Annotated in this window: 1 protein-coding gene; it reads left to right on the forward strand. The window is 68.8% G+C overall.

Going from position 1 to position 6344, the window contains the following annotated elements:
* Window positions 1–1018 precede the first annotated feature (1018 nt).
* Window positions 1019–6344: CHAT domain-containing protein (locus Q1L59_RS00520; protein WP_300327341.1), on the forward strand; the 5326-nt coding region annotated here is incomplete at its 3' end.

A 6344-nucleotide genomic window follows, 5' to 3' on the forward strand; every position in this document is an offset into this window, starting at 1 on the left:
CATAGTACCGGGCAAGCTCAGCGACCGCGTCGGTGTAGGCTTCCTGGGTCCGTGCCGCCATTCCTCGCAGGCACATGGCGTCTTGCATGCGCTTACGCAACTCACTCATGACTCTCTCCTCGATGACTGCGGGGACGTCCCCCGCAGCGGGGAGGATCGAGGATTTTTCCAGCGAGGTGGGAAGCTGGGCGGCGAGCGGTCGGGCGGTCAGGCGGTTGGGGCGAGGGCGGACTTTGCGCAGCGCCGACCCAAGAAGAAGGATGGCGCTGGGGTGACTACACCAGCGCGCAGCGCTTTAGTTCAACGGTTCCCAACGTATTGAAACAAGGGCATAGGCGATAGACTTGTTCACTAGCGGTTTTGGAAACTACGTCAGGGTCAACGGCGCGAGTCAAGCTCCGAGGGGGCGCCCTGCTTCCTGCTCTCCCTGACGACTGCGCGACCGCCTTCGCTTCGAGCGCTATGGCATGCGGACGGAGCCGGCTTATGGGCTGGGTAGGACGAGCGCCTCGCGTTGCAAACCCCTTGCATCACCAGTGATCCAATAGTCCCGCTGCAAACCCGCGCAAGGCGGCTGCAGGCGCAGGTTGGCGCGCGGGGATTGGCAGGGTTGTCAATCGCTCAATGGCTCAATAGCTGAATAGCTCAATAGCTCAATAGCTCGCTCCCAAGTGCCAAGACGCGCCGCTATCAGCCGGCGAGCGACCTCAGCGCCGGGCGCGACGGTCGCCCCTCGGGGCAGTCGCTTCTGCTATTCTGTTCCCGTGCAGCGGCGAGTTCCAGGGTGCAGCGGCGAGTTCCAGGCTGGCGGCGGCAAACCTGACGTCGTTTGGCCGACGGCCGTCGTTGTCCGGCTGCGCGGCGACGGCGGATTGGCGACGGGCCGACCCGCCTTGCCTTGGCTGCTGCCGTGCCCGGCGAGCAAGGTGAGCGTGCCGTCCAGCACGTGCCTCCCGGCGCGCCGGTGCGGACGTGCTTCTGCTGGTCCCGATTGACCCACTCAGGCAAGGAGAACCGTATGCCAGACGAAACCAAGCCCGACCTGCAGCCGCCGCCAGCCACGGCCGGTCTGCGCCTGCTGGCAGTGCGCCAGCGTGCCGGCGAACTGCCCGGCGTGCTGCGCAACGCGACGCGCGCCGCGGATGCGGCGCTCGAACCGCTCCTCGCCGGGTTGACCGTCGAGGCCACTTATGCCCTGCCTGGCGCGACGCGTGACGCTACGGCGACAACCGCTCAGGCGATCGAGGCCGGCGATCAACGTGTGCTCGCGCTGGAAGCGGAGGATGGAACGACGATCTTCGTGCATGCCGAGCGGTTGCGCGCAGATATCGAGCGTCTGTGCCCGGAGGCGATCGTCGACGGCGAACTGGACCTGAGCCGCTTCGTCGACCGCAACGCTGCACAACGCGGGTTCTTCGAGGTCGTCTGGAAGATGGTCTCGGTGCTCCGTCTGCCGGCCGACGGTCTCGCCGAAGAAGCGATGAGTCTGGCGCGCGACTGGGCGATCGACCAGCTCAGCGATGAGCTGACCGAGAAGCTGCCCGACAAGGCGTTTGGCGTCGCCAGCTTCCTCGGGGCGAAGGCGCTGATGTGGACGATCGAATCGCGCCTGGCCGGTCGCCCGGGCCTCTACCATTGGCAGAAGCAGACGATCGGCGCCGAGGATTTCTGCCCGCCGGGCGACCCGCGGTTGGCCGAAGCAGGCGCCGGCAAGCGCATGCTGCTCTTCATTCACGGCACCGGCTCCTACACGATGGGGGCTTTCAGCGACCTGCTCGCCGACGAGAATACGTGGAACGACCTGCAGGCCAGGTTCCCCGGCGGCGTTTTTGGCTACGAGCACCGCAGTTTCTCGCAGAGCCCGGTGGAGAACGCGCTTGAACTGCTGCAGGCGCTGCCCGAAGGCGCTCGCCTGGCGCTGGTCACGCATTCGCGCGGCGGCCTGGTCGGCGATCTGCTCTGCCTCGGCCAGGTGGACGAGGCAGCCCTCGAGGCGTATCAGATGGCCAGCGCGTCGATGCTACTGGCGCCGGCCGACGACGCGATGGGTCTGCAGCGCGAGTTGGCCGAGGAGCGCGCACGCTTGCGGCGTATCGTGCAGTTGATCGGCGAGCGGCGGATCACCGTCGAGCGCTACGTGCGCGTCGCCTGTCCGGCACGCGGTACGCGCTTTCTGTCCGACAACCTCGAGGTCGCGCTGTCGGACTTTCTCAACTTGCTGCAATGGGGCGGCGGCGCGCTGCTCAGCGCTGTCGGTTCGGCGCTCGGCGGTCCGGCGGCGGGCCAGGCGGCCGGGCGTCTCGCTTCGAGTGCGCTGGCCGTGGTCAAGCGGCTGGTGCTGGAAATCGCCGGCCGGCGGATCGATCCGCGGATGATCCCGGGGATTGCCGCGATGCGCGTCGATTCGCCGCTGGCGGCTTTTCTTGCGCATCCGGCGACGCGCCGGCGCGACGGAATCGCGCTGGCGGTGATCGCCGGCGATACCGAGTTTTCCGGTTTCGGTCTCGGCCAGCTCGGCCGGCGAGTCGCCAACCTGTTCTGCGACTGGCGGCTGTTCGACCGGCACGACAACGACCTGGTCGTCGACACCGATTCGATGTACGCCGGGCTCGCGGCGCGCGCCGGTGCGCGCTATCTCTATCACCAGGGCGAAGCGGTCAGCCACTTCCGCTATTTCGCCAATTCGCTGACGCGTCTGGCGCTGCATGGCTGGCTGACCGGCGACCCGGCGAGCCAGCCGGAATTCCAGCCGCTCGACGACGCGCCGCGACAACCGTGGGGCGAACGCGAGACCGGGCGTACGCGTGCCGTCGCCAGCCAGGCGCGCCCGGCGATCGTCGTCTTGCCGGGAATCATGGGCTCGCACATCGCTGTGCGTGACGGCAAGGGCAAGCTCGACCGCATCTGGTTCAATCTCCTGCGCCTCGGCCTGGGCCAGCTCGAGCGCATTGCCGACGAGAACGACCCGGGGATTTGCCCGGAGGACATCTGGGAGCGCTTCTACGGCGACCTGGCCGACTTCCTCGCCGGCACGCACGAGGTCATTCGCCATCCTTACGACTGGCGCTTGCCGATCGAGCAGAGCCTCGAGCAACTCGATCAGGTCATTCGGCAAAGGCTGGAGAACCAGCCCGGGCAGCCACTGCGCCTGCTGGCGCACAGTATGGGCGGCCTCGTCGCGCGCGCCTGGATGAAGAAGTTCCCGCAAACCTGGTCGGACGTGCTGAAATCGGGCGGTCGTCTGCTGATGCTCGGCACGCCGAACCGTGGCGCGCACCTGATGGTGCACACGCTGCTCGGCAAGACGAGCGCGATGCGTGGTCTGGCGACGCTCGACGGCAAGCACGACCTGCAGGAAATTCTCGACATCGTCGCCGGCTTCCCGGGGGCTCTCTCGCTGTTGCCGCGCCCGTCGGCGAGCGGCGCTGCCGCGCCGGGCGAGCCTGACTACTACAGCGCGCAAACCTGGGAAGCGCTCAAGGGGCGCAACCGCGATCGCTGGTTCGGCGGGCAGATCGGCGCGCGACCGCAGCAAGCGATGCTCGACCGGGCAAGGTCGGTCTGGGACGCGCTGCTCGCCGACGACAAGGTCGCCGAACCGGTCGAGCGCATCGCTTACGTTTTCGGCCAGGGCGACCAGACGCCGTGCGGTCTGGCGCAGGCCGATGGCCGCCTGCAGCTTCTGTTTACCAGTGAAGGCGACGGCTCGGTGACCTGGCAATCAGGTCGCCTGGACAATCTGCCGGAAGGCGAGCGCTGCTGGTACATGCCGGTCGAACATTCGGACCTGACCGGCACAGCGGAGTACTTTCCGGCGATCCTCGATTTGCTCACCAGCGGCAGCACCAGCCGCCTCGACCGGCTGCCGCGGACGCGCGGAGCGGCGGTTCAGCCGGTCGTTCTGGAGGCGCCGCCGCCCGTCGTTCCCGGTGAGGAAGAACTGGCGCGCGCGATCTTCGGCAGCGGCCCGCGCCGGCGCGTGCGTGCGCGCAAAGCGACGCTGGCGGTCAATGTGGTCGCCGGCGACCTGCGTTTTATCGATCAGCCGCTGCTCTGCGGCCACTTCGTCGGCGACCCGCTTGCCGCCGCCGAAGCCGACCTCGACGAACGCCTGGAAGGCCGTCTGAGCGAACGCCAGCGCCTCGGCGTCTATGCCGGTCCGATCGGCACCTCGGCCATCGTGCTCAGCCCGCCCAGCGCCAGCCAGGCGGCGCGCGGCAGCCGGCCGGGCGCGGTCATCGTCGGGCTGGGCGATTTCAACGGCCAGCTCAGCGCGCGCCAGATCAGCGAAACCGTGCGCGCTGCGGTCCTCCGCCTGCTGCTTCTGCTGCGCGACTCGCGCGCGCTCGGCGTCGACGCGCCGGTGCGCCTGTACAGCCTGCTGCTCGGCTGCAATTCGGTGGCCCAGATCAGCATCGCCGACTCGGTGGCGGCAGTCACCTGCGGCGTCCTCGAAGCCAACCGGCAACTGGCGCAGGCGCAGGCGATGACGGCCGAGCCGGGTGCGCCGGTGTCGTCGCTGACGTTCATCGACCTCTATCGCGACGTCGCAACGAGTGCGGCGCACGCGGTCAGCGAGCTGCCGCAGGCGATCGAGAGCCAGTTGCGCGCGCTTGAAGCACGCCTCGAACCGGCGCGCAGCCTGAGCATCGGCCAGGGCGCGCGCGACCGCCTGTCGGCAGAACAGGGCTGGGGCTACTGGTCGCGGCTGATCATCACCGACGCCGATGCGCCGGAAGTCAATTGCCCGCCCGAGTGCTACGACGTCGAGCCGCGCTCGCCACTGCCGCCCGAGCTGCGTCGCCGCCTGCTGGCCGGCTGCCCGGGCCCGCACGCGGCCGGCCAGCAGCCGGCGGCGGACGAGGCGCCGCCCGCCCCGCCGTATCTTCCCGAGCGGCTCAAGTACGTCTTTCTCAGCCAACGCGCGCGCGCCGAGACGCTCGTCCAGCAGCGCCAGCCGGGATTGATCGAAGCGCTCGTCCGCCAGCAGCGCCTGAACAACCGGAACAACCCGCGCCTGGCACGCACGCTCTTCCAGTTGATGCTGCCGATCGACTACAAGGCGGCGGCGCGCGCCGGCAGCCGGCTGCTGCTGGTGCTCGACAGCTATACCGCCAGCCTGCCCTGGGAACTGCTGCAGGCCGACGATCAGCCGCTCGCCGTGCGCGCACCGATGATCCGGCAGTTGATCACGGCGCGTTTTCGCGGCGCCGTGCCGACCGCCAATACGCGCTCGGCGTGCGTCATCGTCGCGCCCAGCACGCTCGGCTTCAAGAACCGCTTCCCGGGTGTGCTCGACGAACTCGAACGTCTGCCCGGCGCGATCGCCGAGGGCAACGCCGTGCGCGCGATTCTCAGCCAGGCTGGCTGGCAGGTCGCTTTCTGCGGCGAAGGCAAGGACGCCGGCGAAGTGCTCGCGCACCTGTACGACCAGCCCTACCGGCTGCTCACCGTCTGTGCGCACGGCATCTTCGAGTTGCCGGGACGCGACGGTCGGCGCTACACCGGCGTCGTCCTTTCCGACGGCAGCCTGATCACGGCGGTCGAGATCGGCCTGATGGAAGTCGTTCCGGAAGTCGTCTTCCTGAGCTGCTGCCACGTCGGCAGCATGAGTCACGAGAGCCAGCCAAATCGTCTCGCCTACAGTCTGGCACGCGAACTGATCGACATCGGCGTGCGCTGCGTCATCGCTGCCGGCTGGGCGGTCGACGACCAGGCGGCGAAAACCTTTGCCACGACCTTCTTCGCCGAACTTACCGCCGGCCGTGCTTACGGCGAGGCGGTCTTCGCTGCGCGCCGCGAGACTTACGAGAAGCACGCCGCCAGCAACACCTGGGGCGCCTACCAGGCTTACGGCGACCCCGGCTACCGGCTTGGCCCGGACAGCTCTGGGCGCCAGCGCCAGGACCGCCCGCTGGTGGCCGTCGAGGAACTTATCGCCTGCATCGACGGCCGTCGTCTCGGCCGCCCGGCGCAGGCCGGACGGCGCTCGCCACCGACCTTCGCCGACGAGCAGCGCTGGCTGCAGCAGCAGTTCGCGCGCTGCCCGCCGGAGTGGAGCACGCGGCCCGAGGTACAGCAGAGTGTCGCCGCGCTCTACGCCGACCTCGGCGAAGGCGGTTTCGCGGCGGCTCACGCCGCCTACCTGGCAGCGCTGCAGAACGAAGACGAGGCCGGTCGCGTCGCCTGTCGGGCGGTCGAACAACTGGCCAATCTGGAAGCGCGACAAGGCGAGAAGCTGGCCGACAGCGGTCGCCTGGCGGAAGGAAAGCTACTGATCGACATGGCCATCGCACGCCTCGAGGCGCTCAATCGTGCCGTCGACCAGTCGCCGGCCGCGCGCA

It is taken from the genome of Accumulibacter sp. (genome assembly GCF_029255125.1).
GTDB lineage: Bacteria > Pseudomonadota > Gammaproteobacteria > Burkholderiales > Rhodocyclaceae > Accumulibacter.